This window comes from Pseudomonas soli, assembly GCF_021283165.2.
GTDB classification, from domain to species: Bacteria; Pseudomonadota; Gammaproteobacteria; order Pseudomonadales; family Pseudomonadaceae; genus Aquipseudomonas; species Aquipseudomonas soli.
The window spans coordinates 3,158,126-3,183,302 of the sequence record NZ_CP128543.1 but is presented as its reverse complement, the minus strand read 5'-3'; the positions used below and the strand labels follow the sequence as shown (position 1 = coordinate 3,183,302).

Below are 25,177 nucleotides of genomic sequence, written 5' to 3'. Positions count from 1 at the left end.
TCACCAGGGAATTTGCCTTCCGTCCCAAGCCCAGAAGGTACCGGTCTGTGATGGTCCATGCCGGCCGATGACTTCGAGGATGCAACCGGCGGCAAAAGCAGGCGAGAACAGTTTGTCGATTGGCACATTGCCCTGGAAGGGGCGCGAGAGCTGGGTGTCGGTGGCCCCAGGGTGCAGGGCAAGGACCGTCGAAGCGGGGTTGAGCCGCTTGAGTTCGATGCTGGCCGTGCGCAACAGCTGGTTGAGCGCGGCCTTGCTGGCGCGATAGCTGTACCAGCCGCCAAGGTGGTTGTCGCCGATCGAGCCGACCCGGGCCGACAAGGCGGCGTAGGTGACCGGTTGCTGGCGCAGCAAAGGCAGCAGGTGCCTGAGCAGCAGGATAGGGGCGAAGCAATTGGTCACGAAGCTGGCCTGCAACCCCGCGATGTCCAGTTGCGCCAGGGACTTCTCGGGGCGAGCCGGGGGTTCGTGGAGTACGCCAAGGGTACTGATGACCAGATTCAACTGCGCACAGCTGGCCTGGACCTGCGCCGTCAGTGCTTGCAACGCCTGTTCATCCCGAGCATCGCAATCGATGCGCATCAACCTGCGGCCATGGGTCAGGGCCAGCGCATCGAGCGACGTGCTGCGGGTTGCCTGGCGCGACACGGCGATCAGCAGGCCCACGTCTTCGCGTGCCAGCAGTTGTTCGCACAGGGCAAGCCCGATGCCTTGGCTGGCGCCGCAGACCAACACGTTTGCGGGGCTGTGGAGGTTGGTGATGACACTCATCCGAAGTGCTCCCTGGTATGAATCGAGCTGCCCTTAATTTCTATACAACATTGAAAATTATCTGTACAAAGCCATAATCTTGTACAGGATTTGTCTTCTGTACAGGTTTTTCATGGTTTGCTCCGGACGATTAGCCTGCCTCTGTCTGCTGCTGATTTCGCTCACTTCGGTCGGCGCGGATTGGCGAGCCACGCTTGTGACGGCTCAACGGCTGGGTGAAGGGGAATTCACCTGGTTCGGCCTGCGTCTGTACAGCGCCCGTTTGTGGGCCGAGGGACCGGTGCTGGACTGGAGCCGGCCATTCGCCCTGGAGCTGAGCTACCACCGGTCGTTGTCCCGGGAAACGCTGGTCAAGGCAAGCTTGGAGGAGATGCGCCGTCTTGGCGCCGGCACCGTCACCACGCAACAGTTCGACGTATGGGCCCGTGAAATGCAGGCGGCATTCGTGGATGTGCGCCCCGGTATGCGCATCACCGGGGTGTTCCTTCCGCAAACAGGTTGCCGCTTCTACGTCGATGGCCGACTGCGCCATGAAGTGGCCGATGTGGCTTTCGCCCGGGCCTTCTTTGCCATCTGGCTTGACCCGCGCACCCGGGATCCACAACTGCGCCAGCGCCTGCTCGGCCTGGCCGGTAACGATCGAGGACACTGAATATGTACAAAGCTTTGTTGTTGACCATGTGCCTGTTGCTCGGCAGCTGTGGCAACGTCGGCGTCGAGCACTACGCCGGCGAGCAACCCAAGCTGGACCTGGCGGCCTTCTTCGCGCGTCCGGTGCAGGCCTGGGGCATGTTCCAGAAGCGCTCAGGCGAGGTCGTGAAGCGTTTCCATGTGCGTATCGATAGTCACCGCGAGGGCGAGCGGCTGATCCTTGACGAGCGGTTTCTCTACAGCGACGGTACTCGACAGCGGCGCACCTGGACGCTGGAGCCCGATGGCCCCGGTCGCTGGCGTGGCACCGCGGGCGACGTGATCGGCGAGGCCCGCGGCGAGGTGGCTGGCAATGCGCTGCGCTGGCGTTACCAACTGGACCTGCCGGTTGACGGGCGGCACTGGCAGGTGGACCTGGACGACTGGATGTACCTGATGGACGACGACACCCTGATCAACCGCTCGCGCATGAGCAAGCTGGGCGTGGAGATCGGCCAGATCACCCTGTTCTTTCGCCGCCTGCCGGAGGGCACGCCATGAATCTCAATACACTCTTCGAGCAGGTCGCTGCCGGCCAGGTGCAGGCGTTGGAACTGCTGTCGCTGGAGGGCGGTTTCTACCTGCTGCGGGCGATGGCCAATGCGGGGCCGGTCACACTGAGCGACGATCAGGGGCAGGCCGTTCGTTTTCACTCCATCACTCAATTGCGCCAGACGCTGGCCGGTTTGCAGCCGGTGCCGTGCATGCTGGTCCAGCAAGTGGTGCACGATGAAATGTGTGGGCAGCGTGACGGCCCTGTTGCGCCGCTGCGGGTGCCGGTGACGTTGGACGAGCAGTGGTAGCTTCGGCGATGCGTCTGGGCCTGGTGCTGGGCGACCAGCTGTCGTTCGACCTGGCCAGTCTCGCCGCGCTTGACCCGGCCCGCGATGCGATTCTGATGGCCGAAGTGGAAGGTGAGGCGCGCTATGTGCCGCATCATCCGCAAAAAATCGTGCTTGTCTTCAGCGCCATGCGTCATTTCGCCCAGGCGCTCAGGGCACGTGGCTGGCAGGTGCACTACGTCGAATTGGGAGCCGACGGCAACAGTGCCAGCATTGCCGGCGAACTGCGGCGCTGGCAGCAGGCTCTGGGCGCCAGCGAGGTTCACTTGACCGAGTGCGGTGAGTGGCGCCTGGAACAGACGCTCCGCGAGGCGGGGCTACCGTTGGTGTGGCACCGCGACACCCGTTTCCTGTGCTCGCGAGAGGCGTTCGCGCGCTGGGCCCAGGACCGTACCCAACTGCGCATGGAGCATTTCTACCGCGGCATGCGCAAGCGCTGCGGCCTGCTCCTGGAGCCCGACGGCAGCCCGGCGGGGGGCGCATGGAATTTCGATAACGACAATCGCAAGCCGTTGGCGCGCGGCCTGCGCGGCCCGTTCCCGGCGCATTTCGCACAGGATGACATAACCCGTGGCGTGGTGGCCCTGGTACGCCAGCGTTTCAGCGACCACTACGGCGAACTCGACGGTTTCGACTATCCCGTGACCCATACCGAAGCCCAACAGCTCTGGCAGCATTTTCTCGACTTCGGCCTGGCGGCGTTCGGCGACTACCAGGACGCAATGGCTGAAGGCGAGCCTTACCTGTTCCATGCGCGCATCAGCGCGGCGCTGAACATAGGGCTACTGGATGTGCGCTGCCTTTGTGAAGACGTGGAAAGCGCCTGGCGCCAGGGCCGGGTACCGCTCAATGCCGCAGAGGGCTTCATCCGCCAGTTGATCGGCTGGCGCGAGTATGTGCGTGGCATTTACTGGCTGCGTATGCCCGAGTACGCCAGGCTCAACCACCTGGGCAACACCCGCGGCCTGCCGGGCTTCTACTGGAGTGGGCAGACGCGCATGCGCTGCATGGCGCAGGCGATCGGACAGACCTTGCGCCTCGGTTACGCACATCACATCCAGCGGCTGATGGTCACCGGCAACTTTGCCCTGCTAGCCGGCATCGCGCCGCCCGCGATCTGCCAATGGTACCTGGCCGTGTACATCGATGCGTTCGATTGGGTAGAACTGCCCAATACCCTGGGCATGGTGATGCACGCCGATGGTGGCTACCTGGGTTCCAAACCCTACTGCGCCAGTGGTCGTTACATCCAGCGCATGTCCGATCACTGCAAGGCCTGCAGCTTCAAGGTGGATCAGGCGGTTGGTGAAGACGCGTGCCCGTTCAATGCGTTGTACTGGCATTTTCTCATTCGCCACCGCGCCCGGCTTTCAGGCAACCCCCGCCTGGCCTTGGTGTATCGCAGCCTGGACGGCATGGCGCCTGCCCGTCGCGAGGGTGTGTGGCAACGCGGTGAAACGCTGCTGGCGCGGCTCGATGCCGGCCAGGACCTATGAAGAAGCAGCATCTCCCGAGCAAGATATGCGGGGTGTGCGGCCAGCCTTTCGCCTGGCGCAAGCGCTGGGCGCGGTGCTGGGCGCAGGTGCGCTATTGTTCTGAACGCTGCCGCCGCTCAGCGCCGCGCGGCGAGACGCACCAGCAAGGGGAGGGCCAGGGCCCAGATCGGCACCAGCAGCAAACTTGTCACCACCGCCCCCAGGGGCAAGGTGACATCAGCTAGCCTGGCGCCGCCCAGGTACGCCAGCGGGCCTCCCAGCGCGCCCACTGACGCGCCGCGCCAGAACGGCCAGCCCGCCCACGCCAGGCTGTGGCGAAGGCCGCTGGCCAGTACCAGCCACAGCAATACCAGCCACAATGGCAGTGGCCATGCTTCAAAACGAAACAAGCCGATCGCCCCCAGCAGGCTATCAAGCACGCAACCGGCCAAGGTCACGCGCAACAGTGCGCGAACTTCGCTGCCGCGATCCGCGCACAGTGTCAGGTGCACCGCCATCCCCAGCGGCACCAACAACAGTAGCCAGGGAACCTTGGCGCCCAGCACGCAGGCCCACCAGCCAACCTGCAGCCATAGCGCATTGGCGATCAGCCAGGCGCGGGGCATCGTCATTGCCCGGGCAACGGCGCCCGCCGCGCCTGGGGCGCCGCCCACAGCAACTGGGCCACGCCGATGGCACGTTCCTCGAAGCCGCCCTGGCAGTAGCACAGGTAGAATTCCCACAACCGCTGAAAGGTCTCGTCGTAGCCCAGGTCCGCCAGCGTGCCACGTGCCTGGCGCAGATTGTCGCGCCAATGCCCCAGGGTGATGGCGTAATCGACGCCAAAATCCTCCAGGTGCACGAGGTTGAGCGCGGTGCGCCGGCTGGCGGTGTCCAGCAACACACTCAGCGAGGGCAGGGCGCCGCCGGGGAAGATGTAGCGCTGGATGAAATCCACCGAGCGGCGCGCCCGGGCGTAGCGTTGGTCACGAATGGTGATGGCCTGCAGCAACATCAGCCCGTCAGGCTTGAGCAGTGACGCGCACTGGCGGAAGTACACGGGCAAGTAGCGGTGCCCCACCGCTTCTATCATCTCGATGGAGACCAGTTTGTCGAAAGTCCCCGTCAGGTCGCGGTAATCGTCACACAGCACGGTCACCCGTTGCTCCAGCCCAAGGTCCTTCACCCGTTGCAGGGTGTAGGTGTACTGCGCGTGCGACAGGGTCGTGGTGGTCACCCGGCAACCGTGGCGGGTGGCGGCGTGAATTGCCAGGCTGCCCCAGCCACAGCCGATTTCCAGCAGGTGATCCTGCGCGCTGAGCTCAAGCTTTTGGCAGATGCGCTCCAGCTTATGCTGCTGCGCCTGCTCCAGCGATTGCCCGGGGTATTCGAACTGCGCGGCCGAATACATCATGGTCGGGTCCAGCAGTTGCTCGAACAGGGTATTGCCCAGGTCGTAATGGGCCAGGATGTTGCGTCGAGCGCCGCTGCGGTTGTTGCGGTTGAGCCGGTGCAGCAGCCGCAGGGCAGGGCGTCCCAGGCGCGCCAGGCCGCCCTCGAGGGCGTCGAGCACATCGAGGTTGGCCACGAACAGACGGGTGACCAACGCCAGGTCCGGGCTGCGCCAGTAACCATGGATATAGGCTTCGCCCGCGCCAATCGAGCCATTGCCGGCGATCAGGCTCCAGGCGGCATCCTCGAGTATCTCTATCTCGGCCTGCAGGGCGCTGCCAGGGTCGCCGAAGGTCCACTGGCGACCGTGGCAGAGCAGGCGCAGATGGCCGTGACGCAGTTTGCCCAGCTGGGCGAGCACGGCGTTGCGCGCCAGGCTGCCAAGCAGCGGCGCCAAGCCCGCAGACTTGCTAACACTCAGGGTCGGATTGGACATGATCGGGGTCCTCGCAGGGGTGGCCGAGTGCCAGGTCGCCCCGGCTGGCGCTGTGGTCGTGTATGGGGGTGCGTTTGATGAACAGGCGCAGGGCTTGCCAGTAGATGGCCCAGACGGTGCGCAGGCTCATCCAGGGGAAGGTCAGGACGTAGGCGCGTATGTCCTTGCCATCCAGGGGGCGGCGTTTCAGGGCCAGGTCGGCTTCGAAGACCTTCTGCTCGCCTTGCCAGTTCTCCATGTGAATGCGTACCTGCGCCTGGTCCAGGCGAAAACGCAGCCGATAGTCCATGTCCAGGGGCAGGAACGGCGATACATGAAAGGCCTTGGCCATGGCGAATGGCCTGGTCAGATCACCTTGTACCGGTAGCACATAGTGGAAACGCTCACGCCACGGGGTGTTGCGCACTTCCAGCAGGATTGCCGCCAGGTGTCCGTCGCGGTCATGGCAGAAATAGAAGCTCACCGGATTGAACGACAGCCCCCAGCAACGCAGTTGGGTCAGCAGGTACACGCGCCCGTCAGGCACTTGCCCGGTGGCCTGGCTCACCAGCAGTCGCGCGGCTTGGGCCAGCGGCAGACCTTGGCGGGTGAGGCTCGGCAGGTAGTCGGCTTCGCGCCAGCACAGCGGGGCCAGGCGCCAACGCCCCAGCCAACGAGACAGCCCCAGCCAGCCAGCCTGTTCATCCAGATCCAGGTAGAACATGCCGATCCTGTAACGAAAGGCATGGGCCCGTGGGCTCAGGCGCCGGTGGCTGATCCAACCCTGGCATAGGCCACTGTTCACAGTTGCTCTCCGAAATGCCTGGCGACCTGCAACGCACTGACCACTCCGTCCTCGTGGAAGCCATTGCCCCAGTAGGCGCCGCAGAAGTAGCTGTGTTGCTGGCCTTGCAATTGCATTTGCCGAGCCTGCGCGGCGGACGCCGCCAGGCTGTACTGCGGGTGGGCGTAGCTGAACCGCGCGAGGATCTGCGCGGGGTCGATCAGCGCGGTCTGATTCAGGCTGACGCAAAAGGTCGTCGGCGCTTCAATGCCCTGCAGGATGTTCATGTTGTAGGTCACCGCAGCTGGCGCCTGTTCGGGGCCGCCGAGGCGGTAATTCCAGCTGGCCCAGGCGTTGCGACGGCGTGGCAGCAGGCGGCTGTCGGTGTGCAGCACCACGTCGTTCTCGGCATAGCCGATGGCGCCCAGCACTGAACGTTCGTGCACGCTCGGCGCTTCCAGCAGCGCCAGGGCCTGGTCGCTGTGGCAGGCGAACACCACATTGTCGAAGCGCTCGGTACCGCCGTCGCTGACCAGGGTAACCCCGCCTTCGTCGCGACCGACCCGGTGCACCCGGCAGCCCAAGCGGATGCGCTCGGCGAAGGGGCGGCACAGCGGGGCGACATAACTGCGCGAGCCGCCCGCCACGACACGCCACTGCGGGCGCTGGTTCACTGACAGCAAGCCGTGGTTGCGACAGAAACGCACGAAGAATGCCAGCGGGAAACCGAGCATGTCGGCTCGCGACATCGACCAGATCGCAGAGCCCATGGGCACGATGTAATGCTCGATGAAACGCTGGCCGTAACCTCCTTCATCAAGGTACGCGCCCAATGTGGTGGTGGGCTCGATCCGCTGCTGTTCCAGGTCGGCGAGAGACTGCCGGTTGAAACGCAGGATATCGCGCAGCATTCCCCAGAACCCTGGTGACAGCAGGTTGCGGCGCTGGGCAAACAACGTGTTCAGATCGTGCCCGTTATACTCCAGGCCGCTGAGCGGATCATGCACGGAAAAACTCATCTGCGTCGGCTGCGAAGCGACCCCGAGTTGTTCGAGCAAACGAATGAAATGGGGATAGGTCCAGTCGTTGAACACGATGAACCCCGTGTCGATGGCATGGCGCTCACCGCGCCACACCACGTCGACGGTGTGGGTGTGGCCACCGACCCAGCCGGCGGCCTCGAAAACCGTTACTTCGTGCTTGCGCGACAACAGGTAGGCGCAGGTCAGGCCGGCGATGCCGCTGCCGATGATGGCTATACGCATGATTGATCAGTCCGTTTCTTGACGAGCCAGGCGCCGGCCCAATGCCAGGCGCGCTTGCGCCGGCAGCGCTCCGAGCAGGCGCAACCCCCAGGTGAACAGGCGCGGGAAGTTTATTTCCAGCGGCCGACGCGGCAGCCGTCTGACGATGTGCCGGGCGGCGCGCTGGGCTGACCACAGCTGAGGCATCGGGAAGTCGTTGCGACGCGTCAGCGGTGTGTCGACGAAGCCTGGATTGATCAGCGTGACGTCGATGCCGGCTTGCGCCAGATCGATGCGCTGCGACTCCACCAGGTAGCGCACAGCGGCCTTGGATGCGCCATAAGCGCCGGCGCGGGGCAAGGCCAGCCAGGTTACCGAGCTGCCCATGACCACCAGGTGCGGGCCGATACCGGCACGCAGCAGGGGCAGGGCGACCGCCAGGCAGTGGCTGAGGCTCAGCACATTGGTGCGGATAACGCGCTCGACCAGCGCCGGGTCGAGCCGGCCGGGTTCCAGGTACTCGCAGGTACCGGCGTTGAAAATCGCCATGTCCAGGGCGCCCCAGGCCTGGCGAATGCGGTCTGCTATCTGCGCGACCTGCTCGGGATCGTCCAGATCGCCGTTGGCCAGCAGCACCTGCCCGGGAAAGCGCTCGGCAAAGGGCACCAGTTGCTCGACCCGGCGACCGCCCAGGGCAACCTGATGGCCTTGTTCCAGCAGGCACTGCGCGAGCGCCGCACCGATGCCGCTGCTGGCACCGGTCAACCAGCAGCGGCTCATGCCAACCGCCCCTTGAGCCAGCGAATCGCCCCCCCCATCAGCGGAATGTGCTCGTAGAGCAGCGCGCCGGCGTCGAAGAAATCCTGGTGGTAATGCACCCGGTCATGCCATTGCAGGTAACTGCAGCCTTGCAGGGAAACCGGGCGACCGCCTGCAAGCCGCGGATGACGAAATTGCAGGGTCCAACGCAGGTACCCTTGCCCGGTCCTCACCTCGTCGGCACCGGAGAATACGTAGCGGATGTCATGGGCGTTGGCGTACAGCTGGGCAAAATACGCCCGCAGCTCGCTCAGCCCTTCAATCCGATGCAGCGGGTCGCGGAAGGTGACGTTCTCGCTGTACAGGTTCTCTAGCGCTTCGAGGTGCTGCCCATCGAGCTGGGCGAAGCGCTCGGCGAAATTCTGCAGGTACGTTGACATGCTCGGCTCCGACAAATCCTGTACAAACAAATTTTTTGTACAGGTATAGAAGAAGCCTACGTTTAAATCTGTACAAGTCAACGTTCTTGTACAGATATTTTGCTCAGTGTCCGACCGCTGCCAGCTGGCGGCGCAGATCGGCGACCTCGACCTCCAGCTCGCGCACCCTTTCTTCGGCAGCGATCTGCGCCGAGACATCGTGTTGAATGCCGATGTAATAGGTCAGCTGGTCTGCCTCGTTATGTACCGGGGTGATGGACAATTCGTTCCAGAACGAGCTGCCGTCCTTGCGATAATTGCGCAGCACCTGACGGCAGGGCTGGCCCGTGCGGATCGCCTCGCGGATCACCGCGATACCCGGCTGCTGCTGATCCTGGCCCTGGAGGAAGCGGCAGTCCTGGTAGAGGATATCGTCCCCGCAGTAGCCGGTGAGGCGTTCAAAGGCGGGGTTGACGTAGATCAGGATGCTGTCGCGGCCTTCCTGCTCGGCAACGACAATGCCATCGTTGGAGTGCTCGACCATCAGTTGCAGGAGTTTTGCGTTGATCATTGGGGACACCCATGAAAAGCTGAGCTGTATGGCGGGCGCAACAATACGAAGCGCCGGCGCGATTCTGTACATAATGGCCTATCTGAGCTCGCCGCAGAAAGAGCGTATGGGTTTAGAATGGGCCATCTTTCTGATGATTCCTCCTGATGACCGAAGTCACCTCACCCGATTTACTGCCCATGCGCGATGTGGTCAGCCTGACTGGCATCAATCCGGTGACCTTGCGCGCCTGGGAGCGACGTCACGGCTTGATCAGCCCGCAACGTACCGACGGTGGTCATCGCCTGTACACGCCCAGCGACGTGCAGCGCATTCGCGACATCCTGCACTGGACAGCCAACGGCCTGCCGATCAGCAAGGTCGGCGAAATGCTCGCCGCTCAGCGTCACACGCCGGTGCAGCAGGATTCGGCCTTCCAAGACTGGCGCGCGGCCCTGAAACGCGCGGCAATGGCGTTCGATACGCGCGGGTTGGAGGGTGTCCATGGCCAGTTGTTCACGCTCCTGCCCAAGGCCACCGTGCTGCGCGAAGTGCTGCTGCCGGTCTGGCAGGCGATGGGCGCGGGCAGGGCCTTCGGTGAGCGCAGTCAGTGGCTGTTCCTTGACACCTTCCTGCGCGCACGCCTGTTGCTGCGCCTGCAGATGAACCAGGCCGATGCGCCAAGGGTGCTGCTGGCCGGTACCGAAGGGGCTGCAGAACTGCCGTTGCTGTGTACCGGCCTGTTGCTCAGCAGCGAGCAACAGCGCGTCGACGTGCTCGGCTGCTGGCAGCCGTTGGAGGAACTCGCCCTGGTGTGCGCGGCGACTCAGCCAGCGGCGTTGGTGATTGCCGTGCAAGGCCCGGTGAACGCCGGGCTGGCCAAGCGGCTGCGGGCCTTGCAGCTGGAGATTGCCTGCCCGCTGGCCCTCACCGGGGTAGCTGGACCGCAAGCCGCGTTGCAAGGCATCCCGCTGCGTGTGCTGGACGAGCAGGGGGATGATGTGGCGGGGATGCTCAACGCGTTGCTCAGGGGAGCCCTGGATCTCTGAGAGCAGGGCCGCTGCGCCGATTAGGTCAACGCCAAAATGGATTGAATTTTGCCCTGCATTGCCGGTTCTACCGCATCAAGCTCCTCGATTTCTTACTTGCCCGGAGCTTGATTGCAGGAGAGCCGTGTGCCTCGAATCATCACCCCATCGACCCCCGAACACGAAATCAGCGAGCACAACGCCAGGATGTTCGGTTCGCCCAAGGAGCGTCTGGACTTCTATCGGCGCGAGATCCAGTACGAAACCAGCATCCTGGCCAATCGTACCGACGCCTATCTGGCCGCCCAGTCGTTTCTGGTCATCGCTTTCGTCTCGTCCATGGGCAACCTCAATCAAGGGTGGGGGGAGATGTTCACCCTGATCGTGCCCGCGTTCCTTGCTTTGCTTGGCGTGCTGAGTTCGCTCAATGCCTGGCCAGGTATTCGCGCGGCGTACAACATCATCGATCACTGGCAACTCAAGCAGAGCCACTTGCTGCGCAGCGAGCCCTTGATGGGGCTGGCCTATGACGAATCGCCCCTGTTCTGCGAGGCCGAAACATCACGTGCGGGGCATCGCAAGTCATTGCTCTTTTCCCTGCGTACTCCGTGGATCTTTCTGGTGTTCTGGGTGCTGCTGGGGAGTTACTCGGTGTATATCCAATTGGCCTGATTAGGTTGTCATGCGGGGAAGCATGGCCCCCGACCGCTGGCGCGGGGCAGGGGCCGTGCGGCAATGTCAGCGCCCCAGCGCAGCGATCAACTGTTCGTTGAACGCCGGGATATCGTCCGGCGTACGGCTGCTGATCAGGTTACCATCCACCACCACCGCTTCATCGATCCAGCTGCCGCCGGCGTTGCGGATGTCGTCCTGCAACGTCTTGTAGCTGGTCATTCGCTTGCCCTTGACCAGGCCGGTCGAGACCAGCAGCCATCCACCGTGGCAGATCACCGCCAACGGTTTGCCTGCAGAGTCATGGCTTTTGACCAATTCCTGGGCGCCGGGTATCAGACGAATGGTGTCGGAGTTCTGCACGCCGCCGGGCAGCACGAGGGCATCGTACAGATCGAGCCGGGCACTTTCGAACGTGGCATCCACCGGGAATTCGTCGGCGGGCTGGTCGTGATTCCAGCCGCGTACAGTCCCATCTTTTTCGCTCAGGATATCGACCACCGCGCCCAGCTTTTGCAGGGCTTCACGAGGGCCGGTCAACTCCACCTGTTCAAACCCGTCGGTGACCAGAAAGGCCACGCGCTTGCCATTCAATTGTGCACTCATCGTCGTGTTTCCTTTATTGATAGGCTTGATAGGGCAGGCCCCGGGCGTGCGGCGAAGTTCCAACGGATTGCCGGAAGGCCTCGCCGCGCACCGGACATCAGTGCTTGCCAGGTAACAGCGTCCCCAGGACCTGCTTGGCCGTCTGCACGATTATCCCTGCCTCGTCAGGGTCGCCCTTGAGCAGGGTGCTGGCGAACTGCTTCGCTTGTTCCAGCTTGATGTGCGGGGGGAGCGGCGGCACGTTGGGGTCGGTCTTGAATTCGATCAGCACCGGGCGGTCGGCGGCCAGGGCCCGATCCCAGGCGCTGGCGACCTCGTCTTCGCGCTCGACGAAGATGCCCTGCAGGCCGATGGAAATGGCAAACAGGTGGTAGGGCACATCGGGTATGGACTGGGACGCCTCGAACTTCGGGTCGCCTTCCATGACCCGCTGCTCCCAGGTGACCTGGTTGAGGTCCTCGTTGTTGAACACGGCGCAGATCCATTTGGGGTTTTCCCATTGCTGCCAGTACTTGGCCACGGTGATCAGCTCGGCCAGGTTGTTCATCTGCATCGCACCGTCGCCCACCAGGGCAATCACCGGGCGCTGCGGGTGCGCAAACTTGGCGGCGATCGCATAGGGCACGGCGGCGCCCATGCACGCCAGGCCGCCGGACAACGAACACTGCATGCCCTGGCGGATCATCAGGTCACGCGCGAACCAGTTGGCGCAGGAGCCGGAGTCACTGGTGACGATGGCCGCATCCGGCAGGCGCGGGGAGAGCTCGTGCACCACCCGCTGCGGGTTGATCGGGTCGGCCTTGGCCAGGGCGCGTTTTTCCAGGGTCTTGTCCCAGCGCGCGCGCCAGCCTTCGATCTTCTTGCGCCAGCGCCGGTCGGGCTTGTGCTCGAGCAATGGCAAGAGCGCCTGCAGGGTTTCGCCGGCGTCACCGACCAGGTTGACCTCCATCGGATAACGCAGGCTGAGCATGTCAGGTTGCAGGTCGATCTGCACGCCGCGAGCCTGGCCTTCCTTGGGCAGGAATTCGGAATAGGGAAAACCCGAACCGATCATCAGCAAGGTGTCGCACTCAGTCATCAGCTTGTAGCTGGGCTCGGTGCCGAGCAGGCCGATGGACCCTGTGACCCAGGGCAGGGTATCCGGCAGCACGGCTTTGCCCAACAGTGCCTTGGCAACGCCCGCCCCGAGCTTTTCGGCCACCGCCTCCACCTGTTCGCTCGCCTGCAGAGCGCCAGCACCGACCAGGATGGCCACCTTGCGACCGGCATTGAGCACATCGGCGGCCTGCTGAAGGTCAGACGTGTAGGGCAGCACCTTCGGCTTGCTGTAGCCGACGCCGGAGTGCACGGTGCCGTGGGCCCTGGCGGGCGCCTCATAGGGCAGGTCCTGCAGGTCATTGGGCAGGATGATGGCGGTTACCCGGCGCTCGCCCACGGCCGTGCGCACGGCGCGGTCGAGCAGGTGGCGTACCTGGGCAGGGGTGGACGCCTGCTGCACGAACGCCCCGGCCACATCCTTGAACATCGACAGCAAGTCCAGCTCCTGCTGATAGTGCCCGCCCAGCGCCGCTCGTGCCTGCTGGCCAACGATGGCCAGCACCGGCTGGTGATCCATGCGCGCATCGTACAGGCCGGTAAGCAGGTGCGAGGCACCTGGGCCCGAGGTAGCGATGCATACGCCCAGCTCACCGGTGAACTTGGCGTGGGCGCTGGCCATGAACGCGGCCATTTCCTCATGGCGGGCCTGAATGAATTCGATCTTGCCGTTGGCCCGGTTCAACGCGCCGAACACACCGTTGATGCCGTCGCCCGGGTAACCATAGATACGCCGCACGCCCCACTGGTACAAACGCTCGACCAGGAAGTCACCTACCGTCGTTGTCATCGTCGTGTCCCTGTCAGTGATGGATAGGGTCTGGACTGGATCGCGCAGGCGAAAGTTTCACTGGGTGTAGCTGGTCGCCCGGCATGAACCTCGAAGCTGGCTCGTATTCTCAAGGGTATTGCCCAACTTCATCGCGAGGCCCTCATGTTTACCCTCGACAGCACCACCCAACCGCAGAGGACGCTGCATTTCGCCGATGACGGCGCGACGCCGAACAGCCGCTTCGCCGTATTGCTCTACCGCCTGCGCCTTGCACCGGCCGATGACAACGCCAGCGCGTTCGAGGCGTTGTTCGCCGCCCACCAATGGACGCCGTTGTGGCGCGACGGCATTTTTGAGTACCAGCATTTCCACCCCAATGCCCATGAGGTGCTGGGTGTCGCAAGCGGGCAGGCGCGGGTGACACTGGGCGGCGCGGGCGGCCAGACGTTGACCGTGAAAGCGGGCAATGTCCTGGTACTGCCGGCTGGCACTGGCCATTGCTGTGTCGAGCACAGCGATGACTTCCTGGTGGTGGGGGCTTACCCGCTGGGGCAGGAGCAGTACGCCATCCAACGACCCGAGGATGGCGCGCACGACCAGGCGCTGGCGCGCATCGCCGCCGTGCCCAGGCCAGCGCAAGATCCGGTGACCGGCGCACGAGGCGCCCTGATGACGCTATGGCGCTGATCACCAGCCAAAGGCTTTCAGGCCTGTTTGAAGCGCAGCATGTCTTCTTGGGGTAGCGCGGTGACCTTGATCGCCCGCACCGGCACGGCAAACTTGGCACCGATCCTGGAGAAACGCTCCAGCAGGTGGAAATTGATCGCCTGCTGGATATCCATGTACAGGTTGTAGCCGGGGTCCTTGACGATATACACGCACTCGAACTCCAGCGCCTCCTTGCCGAAACCACGCAGGTGGGCGCGGTCGAAGCGTGCCTGGCCCTGTGCCTTGATCGCCTCCTCGATGATGCCGGGTGCCTTCTTCACGGCATCGGTGGGGGTGTCGTAGGACAAGCCGAACTCGAACACGATGCGTCGCTCTTGCAGGCGCTTGTAGTTCTGGATGGTGCTGCTGATCATGCTGGCATTGGCCATGACGATCTGCTCGCCGCCCAGACTGCGGATGCGCGTGGTCTTCAGCCCGACATGCTCCACGGTGCCGGCCAGGGGGCCGACGACGATGAAGTCGCCCACCTCGAAGGGCTTGTCCACGGCGATCGACAGCGAGGCGAACAGGTCGCCGAGGATGTTCTGCACCGCCAGCGCCACGGCGATGCCACCCACCCCGAGGCTGGCGACGAAGGCGGTGATGTTCACCCCCAGGTTGGACAGCATGGCCAGCACCACCACCGACCACAGCAGTACCCGCGCGCCCCAGGCGGACAAGGTAGCCAGCGCGCTGCCCTGGTTCAGCCCGTCGCCGCCGTGCCGGGCGAAATAGCGGCGCAGGCCCAGGGCGATGGCGCGGTTGGCCCACAGGCCGATCTGCAGCGCCGCCACCACGAACCACAGGCTGCCCACCCGGGCCAGCCAACGCTCGGGCAAATCGAGCATGCCCAGGCCCACCAGCAGCGAGGCGAGCAGCAGCAAGGCATTGCTGGTGCCGTCGAGCACCTTGGCCAGTACCTGGCTGAACGCGCCGTCGTGTTCCGACCAGCGCCGTACCCGCCGCTGCACGAAGCTGATCGCCGCCCGCGCCGCGACAAAGGTCAGGGTGGCGACGCCCAACGCCAGCAGCAGGTTGAGGATTGAGATACCGAATAGCGTGGTATCGGTGAACAGTTCAATGATGCGGTCATTCATGAGTGGCTCGCCTCCTGGTTGCCCTCGGGGGATGTGCAGCGTCCTTTCATGGGACGTCGAGGTGCGGCCAGAGGTCGATCGGATTTTCTCCGCCGGGTTTTCGGAACGTCTTGACCCCGCCGCCACTCCACCGCTTCACAGCGCCTGACAGGAGCAAGCGGATGATTTATCTAGGCTGTGCCGGCTGGAGCATTTCGCGGCCTTATGTCGACGCGTTTCCCGCGCAAGGCAGCCACCTGCAGCGCTATGCGCGGCGGCTGAACGCGGTCGAGATCAACAGCGCGTTCTACCGCCCGCACCGCCCTGAAACCTATGCGCGATGGGCCGCCTCGGTGCCGACGACCTTTCGCTTTTCCGTCAAGCTGCCCAGGACCATCACCCATGAACAGTGCCTGCACGCCTGCGGGCCGCTGCTCGATGGGTTTCTCGCCCAGTGCGGCCAGCTGGGGGAGCGCCTCGGTTGCCTGCTGGTCCAGTTGCCACCTTCGTTGGCCTACGACGCGCAATCGGCGCGGCGCTTCTTCGAAGCGTTGCGCGAACGCCATGCCGGACCAGTGGCGGTCGAGCCGCGCCACGCTTCGTGGCATGCGGCGCAGTCAATGCTCGTCGCGCTGCGCATCGCCCAGGTGGCCGCCAGCCCGCCGCGCCTGGTCAGCGATGCCGAGCCCGGCGGGTGGCCCGGGCTGGAGTATTGGCGCCTGCATGGCGAGCCGCGTGTCTACTACAGCGCTTATTCCGACCATTACCTGCAGGCTTTGGCGGCGCGGCTGCGGGCGAGTGCTGCCAGCCAGACAGATATCTGGTGCATATTCGACAATACCGCCGCCGGCGCCGCCTTGGGCAATGCCCTGGCAACCTGGGATCAGTTGTGCTGATGCAGTCGGATCAAACTTTCCCAGGCGGCCGGTACTCTTCTGAAAGACAGTCATCCGCCACGGGACCCTTTCATGAAACAGCCTGAATCCAAACCCGCTGACAAGACCCCACGCCCCATTTCCTCGGAAGAGGCCCAAAAAGGGCGGCCTGCGCCGGATCCGGTGCTCGAGCGCCCGGATCCGGATACAGAGGCAGTCGACAAGGTGATAACGCCGACTTCAATCAAAGAGCAGGAAGAGCAGACCCGTGCGATCGAGAAGCGCCTGCGCGACGTTGACGACAAAGCCTGATATAGACGTGCCAGCGAGGGATGAGCTTGATTGAGCACGCCGATGCGGCTGCGGCGCTGCTGGCCGCGCGGGCTCAATTCGCCATCACCATTGGTCTTCATATTGTCCTTGCCGCCTTCAGCATTGGCCTGGCGCAGTGGTTGATGGCCTTGGAAGCCTGGTGGCTGTGGCGCCGACAGCCAGCCGTGTTGGCGCTATACCGCTACTGGCTGAAAGTGTTTGCCTTGACCGTGGCCGCCGGGACCGCCTCCGGCCTGGTCATGGAGTATCAGTTCGGTCTGAATTGGGCACGGCTGTCGCTGGCAGTCGGCGAGATCATCGGTCCATTGATGCTCTATGAGGTACTGGTGGCATTCTTTCTGAAAGCGGGTTTTCTCGGGGTGATGTTGTTCGGCCAGAACAAGGTCGGGCCGAAGCTGCATTTTTTCGCGACCTGCGCGGTGGCCTGTGCACTGGCGCTGGTGCTGGGTTACTCATGGCTGGGTGCCTGCTGGCTGTACTGGCGATGCGAAGGCCCGCTGCAACGTCGGGCGGCCAGCCAGGCCAAGGTGCTCTGCGGCCTTGCCCTGGCGGCGATGGCTGGTGTGCTGGCGTTGACGTTGCAACTCGATACGCGGTATTGGCATCGCTTCGGCCAGCCCTCGCTGCTCGTAGGGGGGTAGCGAGCATTGGATTGCTGGTGGGGTTCGCTCGCGCCTGGCGCTGTGTACACCACTGGCTGCCGCTGTCTTGTGCCCTGGGCATGATCGTCGTGGCATTCACCCTCATGCTGGTAGCGCTCTTTCCCAATGCCATCCCGCCAGCACTGACACTCGAACAGGCGGCGGCAAGCGCTGCCACTCAAGTGTTTGTACTGGTTGGCTTTGCCCTGGTTGTGCCTGTCACGCTGGGCTACAACACCTGGGGCTTCAGGGTGTTTTCGGGGAAGGTCAGGGCCTCGGACAGGCAGGGGACGACGCCTGGCCAATGAATGCGCCACGCCATTCGTCCGACATTCAGGAAATGTGCTGAACGCCTGGCAGGGTAAATGCCCTTATGCAAGTCAAACAGGCGCTATCCAACTCCCAATAAAAATACGGCCAGAGGCCTCTGCATAATGACGACTCCCCCGACCGACCTGGATGTGGCAATGGAAATTGGCATCAGCGAAACCGAGGTCAAGCGCTATCGGGGCGATACCTTTCTGCTGGGTGACGGCGCATGGCTTGTCCACTTCGGATACACCATGCCCAAGGAGCTGCGTTCGCGCCTGACCGGCAGCTTTACGCTTATCTTCAAGCCGCACATGTCACTAAGTGACAGACGAAGACCAGGGTAGGGCGCACGCGTTTCTGGTACGTCTATTGGCGCCTGCGCTCAAGTGCCGCCAGCACCCAGCCTGCCACGAATCCCAGGGCCAAGGCGGTTGCCAGGATGGCTGCGGGGTGGCGTTGCAGGCGCTCGACACCCGCCACCAGACGCCGTCCCTGCGTCGCTGCGAAGGCTGGAACTTCAGGTACTGATGGCCGCTGTCCAGGCTGTTCGACTTCACTGCCCCCCTCGTCGGGAGGCCAGTGTTCAAGGCGCGACACTGCCAGGGAAGTGCCATCCGCCAAGGTCAGCACCAGGTCCTTGATCTCGCCGGCGAAGCGGTTGGCGAACACCGGCTCGCCCGTGGCATCGAGGTTGTCATAGATGAATCGCCGCCCCTCCAGCCACCCCACGGCGGTCAGCAGCTCCGGCCCCAGATAGTACTTGCCGTCGAGGAAGAAGCCGGTGAACGGATGCACCCGCTCGAGGTTTTCCACGGTATAGCGTTCTCCCGGCTTCATACCGGTGGCGGGATCGATCATGGCTGCACGCTCCGTGTGGCGATAGTGCGAAACACACAGCCGTGCCTGCTCAGGACGAGCGGATCCGCAAGCATTTCGATACGGACATCGCCGGTACCGTGACAGATCAAAGGCCTCATGGGTTGGTTCTCCTGTACGCTGTGGGGATGGTCTATTCAGGGGAAGCCAGGAAGCGCGTTAAAGTTCAAGCGCAGATCACCAGTGGCATTTGCGTCGCGCCGACCGTCCAGGCGGCTGGAGGGAACCTCGTGCGACGCACAGGCATCTTCCGTCAAAGAAAGCAGGGCGGTCCGAGATGAATGCCTTCAGCGACCCGATGACCCCGGCGCAATGCCGGCTGGCAGCGATCAACCACTGGTTCGACACCTACGACAACCAGGCCCTGCGCCGGCACTGTCCAAGCACCTATCACGATGAACTCCTGCGCCAGGCCGACGAGATGGACCGGCTGCGGTTGATCGACTGGACTGAGTGGCGCGACCTGCGCCGGCTTGCTGATCGAGCGTTCGTGAAGGCGGTGGCCGGCGCGGACTACCACCTTGTGTAGCTGCTTGGGCACTGCCGACCATTCGTCCAGCCGATCGCACTTCGTCAGCGGCAATGGCTTCAACCGTTCAGCCGAACCCACTCAGGAGTGAGCGACATGCCCCGTGGAGACAAAGACAAGTACACCGAGAAACAGAAGCGCAAGGCCGAACACATCGAGCAAAGCTACGAGCACAAGGGCCTGTCCAAGGACGAGGCCGAGTCCCGTGCCTGGGCTACCGTCAACAAGCAGTCCGGCGGCGGCGACAAGTCCGGCGGATCGGGCAGCAAGACGTCGTCGAGCGAAAAGAAGACCGCACGTTCAGATTCGGCCAAGCGGGCCGCGAAAACCCGTCAGGGCCATGGACGTCAATCTGGCACCTCACTGGAGACGCAGACCAAGGAAAGCCTGATGAAAGAGGCGCGCAGCAAGGATATCAAGGGGCGTTCGCGCATGACCAAGGCGCAACTGGTCGAGGCGTTGCGCAGAAAAGGCTGATGCGGCGCTGACCGGCCAGTGACGGTTCTAGGCTTGGAGAAGGGCAGCCATGCCTGATCCACCGGCGTTACTCAACGCGCCTCCGTTATGGTCGCTGCGGCCACTTCGGCCAGCCAGGCCAACAGTGCCTTCATGTGTGGCTGCCGTTCCCGGCCCGGTACGCAGACCGCCATGTAGCGCGGCCCCGGCAGGCTGACGTCGGGCCGGAAGGCCGCCAGTTCGCCACGTTGCACGCTATCGGCCACCAGTACGTTGCTGGCGAGCACCAGGCCTTGGCCTGCAACGGCGGCGCTCAAGGCAAAATGCTCGTCATCGAATTCGCGCATGCGTGCACGCTCAAGCCAGTCTTGGCAGCCCGCCGCCTCACACCAAAGCTGCCAGCTGATCGAACAGCCTTGCGGGACCTGCCAGCGCAGGTCGATCAACTGGAGCTGTTCAACTGCCATGGCGGCGAGCACCTCAGGCGCGGCATAGACCGCGAAACGCTCCTCCATCAACGGCAGGTTGAACAGCTTCGGGTCGGTGTGGCTGACGGCTCGAATTGCCAGGTCGATGCTGGAATCGCGCAGCAGGTCGACCAGTTCGTTGCCGGTGTCGATGCGCAGGTTGAACGCCTCGAAAGCACGGTAGAAATCGCCCAACCTCGGAATCAGCCAGGCGGCGGCCAGCCCGGGCGTAGTGGACAGGGTCAGGGACTGTGATGCGGTGCCGGGCAGGAAGTGCTCCAGGCTACGACTGATATCCAGGAGTGCGCCATGGACCTGGCGATAGAGCCGCTCGCCTTGCTCGGTGAGCCTCACACCCTGCGCGCTGCGCTCGAACAGCAAAGTGCCAAGCCGGGTCTCCAGCACCTTCACCTGGTGGGAAATGGCCCCGGGCGTGACCGAGAGCTCCTCGGCCGCGGCCTTGAAGCTGGTGAGGCGCGCCGCGGCCTCGAAGCTGCGCAACGCGTTGAGCGGAAGCGAAGAGAACACCGACCACCTCGAGGGATGAATTGGATTGATGCCCGCTCAATTTATCTCATTTTTCGTGGCGGTCACCGAGCGCTAACGTGGCGGCATCCGCTTTCACCGCCCACAGGTGCACCGCCATGCAAGGTCCCGCCCGCAAGATCGTCCAGGCCGTTCTTTACGAGGCGATCGCCGTCGCCGTGCTGTCACCGGCCATCGCCATGTTCTACGACAACGGTTTGGCGCATGCCGGTGCCCTGTCGTTGATGCTGTCCGCCAGCGCGCTGGCCTGGAACGTGGTGTACAACTACCTGTTCGAGTTTTGGGAGCGCCGTCAGCCGAACCGTGCCCGCACCCTCGGCAGGCGCTTGCTGCACTCGGCGGGGTTCGAAGGTGGGTTGGTACTGCTGCTGGTGCCACTGGTGGCCTGGTGGCTGCAGATTTCCTGGTGGGCGGCGCTGGTGACCGACCTGGTGTTGTTCGTGTTCTTCTTCTTTTATGCGCTGGTGTTTCAGTGGGCGTTCGACCGCGTGTTCGATGTGCCTGTCTCGGCGCAGGGCGAGGTATCGGCCGAGGCTTGTGCGGGGCGAGGGTAGGGCGGCTGCGAGGCGAGGTGCCGAGCCGCCCGGATGCGTCAGTCCTTGCTGGCGTTGAGCTTGCGCAGCTCTTCGTAGGTGGCCGACTGGACGAACCAGAAGCCGGAGACGATGCACCAGCCGAGGCTGCCGACCACGAACACACCCAGGGCTGGCAGGAATCCGCCGGTGAACAGTGTGATGAGGGCGAACAGCCAGATAACGGCCAGGGAGACGTAGAGGACGATGTTGTTGACGCTGATGACGAAGTCTTTCACGAAGCGTATTCCTTGCGGGATATCAGAAGATTGCCCCTCCAGGGGCGCGCAGATGCTATCACATTGCTGCTACCGAGGGCTTGACCCGCGACCGATACCTGCTGTTGAATACGCGCCCTCGAATCCCCGCAACCTTTTGCCAAAGTGGTGAAGCCAGTGCCCTGCGCCATCAAACACGCCTGATACCGACGACGGTCCATCGTGCCTGATGGCTGCCCGTGCTTGCGCGCGGCGGCGCTTCATCCTCGTACCTGCCTGATCCTGTCGTCGGTTTTTCCCTATTTCCAAGGAGAAACCCATGAACATGGATTTTCGTGCCGACGCACATTCCCTCGAACTGCTCAAATACCCCCGCACAGCACATCTGCAAGGCTCGCGCCTGCAGGACGGCGACAGCGATGCCGGCCAGGTGGCCTATGGCTCGCTGGCTGGCCAATGGTTGGTGGTGGAAGAGAAACTCGACGGCGCCAACGCCGGCATCAGCTTTACCAACGGTGGCGAGCTACGCCTGCAATCGCGTGGCCATTACCTCAGCGGCGGCGGCCGCGAGCGCCAGTTCAACCTGTTCAAGCAATGGGCCGTGGCCCACGAGCACTGGTTGCTCGAACGTCTTGAAGACCGCTTCGTGCTGTATGGCGAGTGGCTGCACAAGAAGCACTCGGTGTTCTACGACCACCTGCCGCATTTCTTCTGCGAGTTCGACGTGTGGGACCGCGCCACAGGCCAGTTCCTGTCCACTGCGGCGCGCCGACAGCTGCTCGCGGACGGCCCGGTGCTGTCGGTGCCGGTGCTGTACGAAGGCCCGGCACCGCGCCGCTACGCCGACTTGATGGCGTTGCTCGGCGACTCGCTGGCCAAGACCGCGCACTGGCGCGAAGTGTTCGAGCAAGTGGTACGCCGCGAAGGCCTCGACCTGGCTCGCGCCTGGCGCCAATGCGACCGCTCGAGCCGCATGGAGGGGCTGTACCTGAAGCTCGAAGACGAGCGCCAGACCCTGGGCCGGCTCAAGTGGGTGCGCCAGGACTTTGTCCAGGCCATCCTCGACGCCGACCAGCACCATGCCAACCAACCGTTCATACCCAATCAACTGGCCGCAGGCGTCGATCTCTACGCACCGCGCCTGTCCCTGGACTGGCAGGGCGAACGCCGCGGCTACTGAAGGAGCTTCCCGAAATGGATATTCGCCAACTGCAACAACTGGTGCCCGACCCCGGGCACGACATGGACAGCGCCGCTTGCCTCGCGGCCATCCCGGCCCTGGCACGCCTGGCCGACACCCCGCAGGATCCGACCTATCACGCCGAGGGCGATGTGTGGGTCCATACCCGCCTGGTGGTCGAAGCGTTGCTGGCGCAGAGCGCCTACCGCGACGCCAGCGCCGAGCAGCGCTTTGTGCTGTTCTTTGCAGCCCTGCTGCATGACATCGCCAAGCCCGACACCACGGTGATCGACCCGCAGACCGGGCGCATCGGCCAACCCGGCCACTCGCGCCGAGGCGCGGTGGATGCACGCCTGCTGCTGTGGCGCGCTGGCGTGCCGTTCGCGCTGCGCGAACAGATCTGCCGGATCATCACTGTGCATCAATTGCCGTTCTTTGCCCTGCAGGGTGACCGCAGCGGACGCAGCGCGGAGTTTCTGCTGCACAAGCTGTCCTGGGAACTGCCGGTGTGGATGCTCTGCGCGGTGGCCGAGGCCGACATGCAGGGCCGCCACTATGCCGGCAAGGCCGATGTATTGACCGCCATCGAACTGTGGCGCGAGCTGGCGGCAGAGGAGGGGTGCTTGTACGGCCCGCGAGCGTTTGCCGACGACTACACACGCATTCAGTACCTGCGTGGCGCCCGTGTGCATCCGGATTATGCGCTGCACGAACCCCAGGGCTCCCAGGTGGTGATGCTCTCCGGCCTGCCGGCCAGCGGCAAGGATACCTGGACTGCCCGACACCACCCGGACCTGCCGGTGGTGTCGTTCGACGACGCGCGCCAGGCCCTGGGCCTGCGCCACGGCCAGAACGAAGGCGCGGCCGCGCACTACGCCATCGACCGGGCCAAGGCGCTGTTGCGCGAGCGCAGGCCCTTCGTGTGGAACTCGACGCACCTGTCGGCGCAGATGCGCAGCCGTACGCTGGACTTGCTGTACGGCTACGGGGCGCAGGTGGAGATCGTCTACCTGGAGCGGCCGGAGGACGAGATCATGCGGCGCAACCAGCGCCGCGATACGTCGCTGCGCAATGACGATATACGGCGGATGATGTTCAAGTGGGAGGTGCCGTTGCCGACCGAGGCGCATCGGGTGAGGTATGAGGTGGTGACGGGCTGAGCATCGATCAGAAGAATATTGACAAGTTTCGGACTCTTCTGACTTTAGTGCGCCTTTTCGATCTGACGGGCTTGTTCGGAGTTGCCTTAACGGCGAAAAGCGATCAGTTGGCAATTTGTCCGCTCTAGTGGGAAAACCGCCACAGGCGGGATATATCGGTCAGGTATTATTTAACACGGGCGTAGCGCTGACTAAGTGCCCTCGCGGTAGCTGCTAAACAAAGGAACGTGAATATGCGGCACTGGTTTGACTCAGGAGTGGCGAAAAGAATCTTCACTGTCTCGTTTCCGTTGATGGGAACGATGGTCGGCAATTTACTGATGATGCTGGTCGACAGACTATGCCTGGCGCACTACTCACAAGATACGCTGGCCGCGTCTGGCCCTGCGGTATTCACAAGCATGGCGATCATCGCGTTTTTCTGTAGCACGGTGGGGGTGGCACGTTCCTTTATTGCGCAGGCGCATGGTCGATCAGGGCCCAGTGCAGCTTCGCGTGAAGCTGCACTGGGGCTGCTCCTCGGTATGGCCTGTGGGGCCCTGCTGTTCATCGCAGCCCCGCTGATCGCGATGATCCCACAGCTCAGCTCTCGACCAGCGCAGATTGTCAACCTGGAGTCGCGGTATATGCTCTGGGCGGCGCTCTTCGGTGGCGTAATGACGATCGACACGGCGCTGTCCTCGTTTTTCAACGGTGTTGGTCGCACCCGCGAAACACTTATAGTGGGAATCATCGGTCAAGTAATCGACTCGATCTTCACTGTCGGCCTGGTCTTCGGCAAGTTCGGGCTGCCCGAAATGGGCATGACTGGGGCCGCTGTCGGTACATTGATCGGCACGCTGTCCATGCTGGCATGCTATGCCGTAATGCTGCCTCGAGAAGTCTGGCTTGAGGTGATGAACATCTTCATTGCCCGCAGCGAGCACCTAGTGCCGCAGCTGTTTTTCCGGTTGCGTAGAGGTGTTCCCGGTGGCCTATCCGCCGGAGTGGATCAGCTAGGAAACACTGCGTTCATCTGGATTGTGGCGGTACTGGGCGCCAGTGCACTAGCGGCAAACAACGTTAACCTAACCGTGAATTACCTAGGCATCATCCCAATCATTGGGTTAGGCATTGGTTGCAGTATTTTGTGTGCCACTGCAGTGGGCAAGGGGCGCTACACCGAGTTGGCAATGATCCTGCGGGTCACGGTGATCATTGAACTGCTCTACGTCCTGCTGGTTTCCACCGTTCAAATCACAGTGCCGCAAGTCTTGCTCAGGGCGTTTGGTGATCTGGGACAAAACGCGCAGACGATGGCCCTGGCCATCGATACACAACGCGTGCTGTGGACATTCTCCACTGCCTTTGTCTTCTCGATGACCGGGGCCGCCGTCCTGGAGAGTATTGGCATGGCCCGATTTTCACTGGTCGTGCGCCTGACGCTGATGTGGTGCATGAGCATTCCGTTGATCTATTGCGTCGCCATGAGCAATCGTGACGCCCCGTCGTCGCTAATAACATGCTGGGTTATTGGTTCGGTGTTCGAACTTTTGATTGGCTTAATTTACTTCTGGCGAATCGCCAAAGCCATTCGGGGGGCCGAAAACCGTCTTCACCTGGAGTCTCATTCAGCTAGCGAGAACGCTTTGTGAACCTGAATGCGAGCATCGAA

The 25,177-nt window shown here is 63.3% G+C and carries 31 protein-coding genes and 2 pseudogenes; 19 read left to right on the top strand and 14 right to left on the bottom strand.

Annotation, left to right across the window (positions count from 1 at the left end; translation table 11 throughout):
- Positions 1 to 771 carry an SDR family NAD(P)-dependent oxidoreductase gene (locus LU688_RS14740; protein WP_232888142.1) on the bottom strand — a complete coding sequence of 257 codons (771 nt, stop codon included), beginning with the start codon at positions 769 to 771 and terminating at the stop codon, positions 1 to 3.
- 112 nt (positions 772 to 883) lie between these two features.
- Here LU688_RS14740 and LU688_RS14735 point away from each other — a divergent pair, with 112 nt between their 5' ends.
- The 5 genes and pseudogenes from LU688_RS14735 to LU688_RS27985 form a co-directional block, all read left to right on the top strand.
- Positions 884 to 1,423 carry a chalcone isomerase family protein gene (locus tag LU688_RS14735; RefSeq protein WP_023630323.1) on the top strand — a complete coding sequence of 180 codons (540 nt, stop codon included), beginning with the start codon at positions 884 to 886 and terminating at the stop codon, positions 1,421 to 1,423.
- Positions 1,424 to 1,425: 2 nt separating this feature from the next.
- Entirely contained in the window at positions 1,426 to 1,962 is a 537-nt protein-coding gene (locus LU688_RS14730; RefSeq protein WP_023630324.1) for a DUF3833 domain-containing protein, read from the top strand.
- On the top strand, positions 1,959 to 2,264 hold the full coding sequence (locus LU688_RS14725) for a DUF6482 family protein (RefSeq protein WP_023630325.1): 306 nt from the start codon (positions 1,959 to 1,961) through the stop codon (positions 2,262 to 2,264). Before LU688_RS14730 ends, LU688_RS14725 begins: the two co-directional genes overlap by 4 nt.
- Before the next feature lie 8 nt (positions 2,265 to 2,272).
- Positions 2,273 to 3,799, top strand: coding sequence for a cryptochrome/photolyase family protein (locus tag LU688_RS14720; RefSeq protein ID WP_160290674.1), 1,527 nt, complete (start codon positions 2,273 to 2,275; stop codon positions 3,797 to 3,799).
- A pseudogene (locus tag LU688_RS27985) lies at positions 3,796 to 3,918 on the top strand (DUF2256 domain-containing protein); the annotation flags it as partial. The gene LU688_RS14720 and the pseudogene LU688_RS27985, both read left to right, overlap by 4 nt.
- On the opposite strand, the gene LU688_RS14710 reads toward LU688_RS27985, so the two are convergent.
- The 7 genes from LU688_RS14710 to LU688_RS14680 all read right to left on the bottom strand — a co-directional run bounded on the left by LU688_RS14710 (position 3,916) and on the right by LU688_RS14680 (position 9,422).
- A complete protein-coding gene (locus LU688_RS14710; protein WP_232888144.1) occupies positions 3,916 to 4,404 on the bottom strand; it encodes a DUF2878 domain-containing protein in 489 nt (162 codons plus the stop codon). The pseudogene LU688_RS27985 and the gene LU688_RS14710 overlap by 3 nt on opposite strands.
- A gap of 2 nt (positions 4,405 to 4,406) precedes the next feature.
- Positions 4,407 to 5,666, bottom strand: coding sequence for an SAM-dependent methyltransferase (locus tag LU688_RS14705; protein WP_094009955.1), 1,260 nt, complete (start codon positions 5,664 to 5,666; stop codon positions 4,407 to 4,409).
- On the bottom strand, positions 5,641 to 6,450 hold the full coding sequence (locus LU688_RS14700) for a DUF1365 domain-containing protein (RefSeq protein WP_232888145.1): 810 nt from the start codon (positions 6,448 to 6,450) through the stop codon (positions 5,641 to 5,643). The genes LU688_RS14705 and LU688_RS14700 overlap by 26 nt, the downstream gene beginning before the upstream one ends.
- Positions 6,447 to 7,694: an NAD(P)/FAD-dependent oxidoreductase gene (locus LU688_RS14695; protein ID WP_232888146.1), complete on the bottom strand. Its 1,248-nt coding sequence runs from the start codon at positions 7,692 to 7,694 to the stop codon at positions 6,447 to 6,449. Before LU688_RS14695 ends, LU688_RS14700 begins: the two co-directional genes overlap by 4 nt.
- A gap of 6 nt (positions 7,695 to 7,700) precedes the next feature.
- A complete protein-coding gene (locus LU688_RS14690; RefSeq protein ID WP_232888147.1) occupies positions 7,701 to 8,453 on the bottom strand; it encodes an SDR family NAD(P)-dependent oxidoreductase in 753 nt (250 codons plus the stop codon).
- Entirely contained in the window at positions 8,450 to 8,872 is a 423-nt protein-coding gene (locus LU688_RS14685; RefSeq protein ID WP_023630689.1) for a nuclear transport factor 2 family protein, read from the bottom strand. The genes LU688_RS14690 and LU688_RS14685 overlap by 4 nt, the downstream gene beginning before the upstream one ends.
- A 103-nt stretch (positions 8,873 to 8,975) precedes the next feature.
- Positions 8,976 to 9,422 carry a PAS domain-containing protein gene (locus LU688_RS14680; RefSeq protein WP_104443829.1) on the bottom strand — a complete coding sequence of 149 codons (447 nt, stop codon included), beginning with the start codon at positions 9,420 to 9,422 and terminating at the stop codon, positions 8,976 to 8,978.
- Between the two features lie 146 nt (positions 9,423 to 9,568).
- On the opposite strand from LU688_RS14680, the gene LU688_RS14675 reads away from it, so the two are divergent.
- Positions 9,569 to 10,450 (top strand): MerR family transcriptional regulator, encoded by an 882-nt coding sequence (locus tag LU688_RS14675; protein ID WP_038706152.1) that lies wholly within the window; start codon positions 9,569 to 9,571, stop codon positions 10,448 to 10,450.
- A 126-nt stretch (positions 10,451 to 10,576) separates the two neighbouring features.
- Entirely contained in the window at positions 10,577 to 11,101 is a 525-nt protein-coding gene (locus tag LU688_RS14670; RefSeq protein WP_160290673.1) for a hypothetical protein, read from the top strand.
- Between the two features lie 66 nt (positions 11,102 to 11,167).
- Here LU688_RS14670 and LU688_RS14665 read toward each other — a convergent pair whose 3' ends face one another.
- Both LU688_RS14665 and LU688_RS14660 read right to left on the bottom strand, forming a co-directional pair.
- On the bottom strand, positions 11,168 to 11,707 hold the full coding sequence (locus tag LU688_RS14665) for a type 1 glutamine amidotransferase domain-containing protein (RefSeq protein WP_023630686.1): 540 nt from the start codon (positions 11,705 to 11,707) through the stop codon (positions 11,168 to 11,170).
- Between the two features lie 97 nt (positions 11,708 to 11,804).
- The gene (locus LU688_RS14660; protein ID WP_110604653.1) at positions 11,805 to 13,592 is read right to left on the bottom strand and encodes a thiamine pyrophosphate-requiring protein; all 1,788 of its coding nucleotides are present in this window, start codon (positions 13,590 to 13,592) and stop codon (positions 11,805 to 11,807) included.
- Between the two features lie 144 nt (positions 13,593 to 13,736).
- Between LU688_RS14660 and LU688_RS14655 the strand changes: the two genes are divergently transcribed.
- Complete coding sequence (locus tag LU688_RS14655) at positions 13,737 to 14,261, top strand: cupin domain-containing protein (protein ID WP_038706150.1); 525 nt, start codon at positions 13,737 to 13,739, stop codon at positions 14,259 to 14,261.
- Between the two features lie 17 nt (positions 14,262 to 14,278).
- Here the strand turns inward: LU688_RS14655 and LU688_RS14650 are convergent, their stop codons facing one another.
- A complete protein-coding gene (locus LU688_RS14650; RefSeq protein WP_110604655.1) occupies positions 14,279 to 15,379 on the bottom strand; it encodes a mechanosensitive ion channel family protein in 1,101 nt (366 codons plus the stop codon).
- Between the two features lie 161 nt (positions 15,380 to 15,540).
- Here LU688_RS14650 and LU688_RS14645 point away from each other — a divergent pair, with 161 nt between their 5' ends.
- The 5 genes from LU688_RS14645 (at position 15,541) to LU688_RS14625 (ending at position 17,863) form a co-directional block, all read left to right on the top strand.
- Complete coding sequence (locus tag LU688_RS14645; RefSeq protein ID WP_038706148.1) at positions 15,541 to 16,254, top strand: DUF72 domain-containing protein; 714 nt, start codon at positions 15,541 to 15,543, stop codon at positions 16,252 to 16,254.
- 72 nt (positions 16,255 to 16,326) lie between these two features.
- The gene (locus tag LU688_RS14640; RefSeq protein WP_110604657.1) at positions 16,327 to 16,545 is read left to right on the top strand and encodes a hypothetical protein; all 219 of its coding nucleotides are present in this window, start codon (positions 16,327 to 16,329) and stop codon (positions 16,543 to 16,545) included.
- A gap of 20 nt (positions 16,546 to 16,565) precedes the next feature.
- A complete protein-coding gene (locus LU688_RS14635; protein WP_160290672.1) occupies positions 16,566 to 17,207 on the top strand; it encodes a cytochrome ubiquinol oxidase subunit I in 642 nt (213 codons plus the stop codon).
- Complete coding sequence (locus LU688_RS14630) at positions 17,165 to 17,515, top strand: cytochrome d ubiquinol oxidase subunit II (RefSeq protein WP_160290671.1); 351 nt, start codon at positions 17,165 to 17,167, stop codon at positions 17,513 to 17,515. Before LU688_RS14635 ends, LU688_RS14630 begins: the two co-directional genes overlap by 43 nt.
- Positions 17,516 to 17,674: 159 nt before the next feature.
- The gene (locus tag LU688_RS14625; protein WP_232888148.1) at positions 17,675 to 17,863 is read left to right on the top strand and encodes a hypothetical protein; all 189 of its coding nucleotides are present in this window, start codon (positions 17,675 to 17,677) and stop codon (positions 17,861 to 17,863) included.
- Between the two features lie 237 nt (positions 17,864 to 18,100).
- On the opposite strand, the pseudogene LU688_RS27780 reads toward LU688_RS14625, so the two are convergent.
- Positions 18,101 to 18,377, bottom strand: a pseudogene (locus LU688_RS27780) (SDR family oxidoreductase); the annotation flags it as partial.
- 295 nt (positions 18,378 to 18,672) lie between these two features.
- Here LU688_RS27780 and LU688_RS14615 point away from each other — a divergent pair.
- Together LU688_RS14615 and LU688_RS14610 are read left to right on the top strand one after the other, a co-directional pair.
- Positions 18,673 to 18,924 (top strand): hypothetical protein, encoded by a 252-nt coding sequence (locus LU688_RS14615; RefSeq protein WP_023630435.1) that lies wholly within the window; start codon positions 18,673 to 18,675, stop codon positions 18,922 to 18,924.
- A 96-nt stretch (positions 18,925 to 19,020) separates the two neighbouring features.
- Entirely contained in the window at positions 19,021 to 19,401 is a 381-nt protein-coding gene (locus LU688_RS14610) for a hypothetical protein (protein WP_023630434.1), read from the top strand.
- Between the two features lie 71 nt (positions 19,402 to 19,472).
- Here LU688_RS14610 and LU688_RS14605 read toward each other — a convergent pair whose 3' ends face one another.
- Positions 19,473 to 20,375, bottom strand: a complete 903-nt coding sequence (locus LU688_RS14605; protein ID WP_023630433.1) for a LysR substrate-binding domain-containing protein — start codon at positions 20,373 to 20,375, stop codon at positions 19,473 to 19,475.
- 116 nt (positions 20,376 to 20,491) lie between these two features.
- Here LU688_RS14605 and LU688_RS14600 point away from each other — a divergent pair, with 116 nt between their 5' ends.
- Positions 20,492 to 20,947, top strand: coding sequence for a PACE efflux transporter (locus LU688_RS14600; RefSeq protein ID WP_023630432.1), 456 nt, complete (start codon positions 20,492 to 20,494; stop codon positions 20,945 to 20,947).
- Positions 20,948 to 20,985: 38 nt separating this feature from the next.
- Here LU688_RS14600 and LU688_RS14595 read toward each other — a convergent pair whose 3' ends face one another.
- On the bottom strand, positions 20,986 to 21,204 hold the full coding sequence (locus tag LU688_RS14595) for a hypothetical protein (protein ID WP_023630431.1): 219 nt from the start codon (positions 21,202 to 21,204) through the stop codon (positions 20,986 to 20,988).
- A 298-nt stretch (positions 21,205 to 21,502) separates the two neighbouring features.
- Between LU688_RS14595 and LU688_RS14590 the strand changes: the two genes are divergently transcribed.
- The 3 genes from LU688_RS14590 to LU688_RS14580 all read left to right on the top strand — a co-directional run bounded on the left by LU688_RS14590 (position 21,503) and on the right by LU688_RS14580 (position 25,157).
- A complete protein-coding gene (locus tag LU688_RS14590) occupies positions 21,503 to 22,363 on the top strand; it encodes an RNA ligase family protein (RefSeq protein ID WP_160290670.1) in 861 nt (286 codons plus the stop codon).
- 14 nt (positions 22,364 to 22,377) lie between these two features.
- Positions 22,378 to 23,523 carry an AAA family ATPase gene (locus LU688_RS14585; protein ID WP_038706146.1) on the top strand — a complete coding sequence of 382 codons (1,146 nt, stop codon included), beginning with the start codon at positions 22,378 to 22,380 and terminating at the stop codon, positions 23,521 to 23,523.
- 233 nt (positions 23,524 to 23,756) lie between these two features.
- A complete protein-coding gene (locus LU688_RS14580; RefSeq protein WP_104443838.1) occupies positions 23,757 to 25,157 on the top strand; it encodes an MATE family efflux transporter in 1,401 nt (466 codons plus the stop codon).
- Positions 25,158 to 25,177 lie beyond the last annotated feature (20 nt).

Bases quoted from the DNA above. Each gene is read 5' to 3' on its own strand.
- LU688_RS14740 (WP_232888142.1), bottom strand. From the start codon at position 771: ATGAGTGTCATCACCAACCTCCACAGCCCCGCAAACGTGTTGGTCTGC.
- LU688_RS14735 (WP_023630323.1), top strand. From the start codon at position 884: ATGGTTTGCTCCGGACGATTAGCCTGCCTCTGTCTGCTGCTGATTTCG.
- LU688_RS14730 (WP_023630324.1), top strand. From the start codon at position 1,426: ATGTACAAAGCTTTGTTGTTGACCATGTGCCTGTTGCTCGGCAGCTGT.
- LU688_RS14725 (WP_023630325.1), top strand. From the start codon at position 1,959: ATGAATCTCAATACACTCTTCGAGCAGGTCGCTGCCGGCCAGGTGCAG.
- LU688_RS14720 (WP_160290674.1), top strand. From the start codon at position 2,273: ATGCGTCTGGGCCTGGTGCTGGGCGACCAGCTGTCGTTCGACCTGGCC.
- LU688_RS14710 (WP_232888144.1), bottom strand. From the start codon at position 4,404: ATGCCCCGCGCCTGGCTGATCGCCAATGCGCTATGGCTGCAGGTTGGC.
- LU688_RS14705 (WP_094009955.1), bottom strand. From the start codon at position 5,666: ATGTCCAATCCGACCCTGAGTGTTAGCAAGTCTGCGGGCTTGGCGCCG.
- LU688_RS14695 (WP_232888146.1), bottom strand. From the start codon at position 7,694: ATGCGTATAGCCATCATCGGCAGCGGCATCGCCGGCCTGACCTGCGCC.
- LU688_RS14690 (WP_232888147.1), bottom strand. From the start codon at position 8,453: ATGAGCCGCTGCTGGTTGACCGGTGCCAGCAGCGGCATCGGTGCGGCG.
- LU688_RS14685 (WP_023630689.1), bottom strand. From the start codon at position 8,872: ATGTCAACGTACCTGCAGAATTTCGCCGAGCGCTTCGCCCAGCTCGAT.
- LU688_RS14680 (WP_104443829.1), bottom strand. From the start codon at position 9,422: ATGATCAACGCAAAACTCCTGCAACTGATGGTCGAGCACTCCAACGAT.
- LU688_RS14675 (WP_038706152.1), top strand. From the start codon at position 9,569: ATGACCGAAGTCACCTCACCCGATTTACTGCCCATGCGCGATGTGGTC.
- LU688_RS14665 (WP_023630686.1), bottom strand. From the start codon at position 11,707: ATGAGTGCACAATTGAATGGCAAGCGCGTGGCCTTTCTGGTCACCGAC.
- LU688_RS14660 (WP_110604653.1), bottom strand. From the start codon at position 13,592: ATGACAACGACGGTAGGTGACTTCCTGGTCGAGCGTTTGTACCAGTGG.
- LU688_RS14655 (WP_038706150.1), top strand. From the start codon at position 13,737: ATGTTTACCCTCGACAGCACCACCCAACCGCAGAGGACGCTGCATTTC.
- LU688_RS14650 (WP_110604655.1), bottom strand. From the start codon at position 15,379: ATGAATGACCGCATCATTGAACTGTTCACCGATACCACGCTATTCGGT.
- LU688_RS14645 (WP_038706148.1), top strand. From the start codon at position 15,541: ATGATTTATCTAGGCTGTGCCGGCTGGAGCATTTCGCGGCCTTATGTC.
- LU688_RS14640 (WP_110604657.1), top strand. From the start codon at position 16,327: ATGAAACAGCCTGAATCCAAACCCGCTGACAAGACCCCACGCCCCATT.
- LU688_RS14635 (WP_160290672.1), top strand. From the start codon at position 16,566: ATGAGCTTGATTGAGCACGCCGATGCGGCTGCGGCGCTGCTGGCCGCG.
- LU688_RS14625 (WP_232888148.1), top strand. From the start codon at position 17,675: ATGGAAATTGGCATCAGCGAAACCGAGGTCAAGCGCTATCGGGGCGAT.
- LU688_RS14615 (WP_023630435.1), top strand. From the start codon at position 18,673: ATGAATGCCTTCAGCGACCCGATGACCCCGGCGCAATGCCGGCTGGCA.
- LU688_RS14610 (WP_023630434.1), top strand. From the start codon at position 19,021: ATGCCCCGTGGAGACAAAGACAAGTACACCGAGAAACAGAAGCGCAAG.
- LU688_RS14600 (WP_023630432.1), top strand. From the start codon at position 20,492: ATGCAAGGTCCCGCCCGCAAGATCGTCCAGGCCGTTCTTTACGAGGCG.
- LU688_RS14590 (WP_160290670.1), top strand. From the start codon at position 21,503: ATGAACATGGATTTTCGTGCCGACGCACATTCCCTCGAACTGCTCAAA.
- LU688_RS14585 (WP_038706146.1), top strand. From the start codon at position 22,378: ATGGATATTCGCCAACTGCAACAACTGGTGCCCGACCCCGGGCACGAC.
- LU688_RS14580 (WP_104443838.1), top strand. From the start codon at position 23,757: ATGCGGCACTGGTTTGACTCAGGAGTGGCGAAAAGAATCTTCACTGTC.